The sequence below is a fragment of the Mycobacterium persicum genome (genome assembly GCF_002086675.1).
Lineage (GTDB): Bacteria > Actinomycetota > Actinomycetes > Mycobacteriales > Mycobacteriaceae > Mycobacterium > Mycobacterium persicum.
Window position 1 is genome coordinate 1 of the sequence record NZ_MVIF01000229.1, and the last position, 1,669, is coordinate 1,669.

A 1,669-nucleotide genomic window follows, 5' to 3' on the forward strand; every position below is an offset into this window, starting at 1 on the left:
CCCGGATGTTTCGCGGGGTTGACGTGGCGGCCTGATCGGTTCGGATTGCGGTTTTCGATCTTGATTTTCGACGGTGGGCATCATGGCGGTCCCGGTCAGCGGGTTCTGGCGGGTTCCTGTGCCCGTCGGTCCTTCCGTGGGGTCGTGGGGGTAGGTGGGGTGTTCGTCAGCCCGGTTGGAGGCGCGCCAACGCGGTAGCCAGCAGATCGGCCCATGGGGTGCTGGCGGCGAGCCGCAGCCGGGTTCGACGGGCGTGGCGCGCCAACCGGCCGGCGATCGAAAACAGGCGCAGTCGTAGGCGTTTGGGTTCCCAGCGCCGCGCCGAATGCTCGTCAAAGGCCAGCATCTGCAGCCATGCGGTCAAGTCGATCGCGAGCTGCACCAACGCGCACCAGATCCGGTTTTGATCGAATCCATGCAGAGGTAGGTTGACCAGGCCGGTGTCCTTGGCCACCCGAATGCGGTCTTCACAGCGGGCACGACGGCGGTGCCGCAGCTCGAGATCGGGCAGTTGGCCCCGGCCGGTGTTGGTGACGAACGCCGTCAGCCGTAGCCCGTCGCGGTCGGTGAACCGCAGCTGCGCACCGGGATGGGGGCGTTCCTTGCGCACCACCAGCCGCATCCCCGCAGGCCAGTCCGACAGGTCAACCACCCCGGTGGCCTCGGCCACCCACGCCCCGTCACGGACCTGCCCGTCAGCGTCGTAGGCCGGGGTCCAGGCCCGTTCGGGAATCACGTCGATGGCAGCGGTCATCGTTTCGTTGAGCGTGAATCCCAGCGAGTAGGACAGCCGGCGAGCGGTCAGGTAGTTGAGGAATTCGTGAGTGGCTCCGCCAGCGTCGGTGCGCACCAAAACCTTCTTGCCGACCCGATAGCCGACCTCAAACGGCAGCTGCTGTAGTGCCGATGCGAGGACGGTCTTGTGGTCGGCGGCGGTGTTGGAGCCGGCGTTGCCAGGCCGCAGCAGGATCGCCAGTGACTCCCCGGTTCCCGCACTGCCGTGGTCAACGAATGCGCACAATGGATGAAATCCAAAGCCGCGCTTGAATGTTGGTGCTGCTTTCTCCTTTTCCGAGTGCGCGGTGACCAGGGTGGCATCCAGATCGACGATCAACGGGTGATCGGCATCGATCCCATGACCGGGTGAGTGCTGCCCGGCGGCTGCCCACGCCGCCGCACGCGCGCTGGCCCGCGCCGAATCAATGGCCGCCAAGGCTTTCGAGGCATCTGCGGCCAACGTCGTGATCAACCGCGACACGGTGGGATCGGAGGCCACCGGGCCGAACACGCCCGGCTCGGCGCGCAGCAGGCCGACATCTGCCAGGCAGTCCCCACCGAGCGCCAGTGCCACAGCGATATCAAGCACAATCTTGCCGGGATCGTGGCTGGCCAGAGGTTTACGCCATGGCGCCAACGCGTCCGACAAGGCGCCGGTCAGCCCGGCCCGCTCGGCGGCGCGCAGCAATACCACCGCACCTGCGTGCGACACGACACCGGTTGCGCGGCCATCGACCGACAACGACGGGTAACACGACGTAGACTTGCCCACCAGATTGGTGCTCCGATTCTTGAGATGATCTGGTCCTAGACAAACCGGATTATCCCTGCTCAGAGCACCATTCTTCGTTCAAGACACACCATCAAGATCAACCGGCGCGAAAGCCCGAGG

The 1,669-nt window shown here is 65.7% G+C and carries 1 protein-coding gene; it reads right to left on the minus strand.

From position 1 onward, the window contains the following. Positions 1-166: 166 nt before the first annotated feature. A complete protein-coding gene (locus BST40_RS28035) occupies positions 167-1,549 on the minus strand; it encodes an IS1380 family transposase (protein ID WP_075545416.1) in 1,383 nt (460 codons plus the stop codon). Positions 1,550-1,669 lie beyond the last annotated feature (120 nt).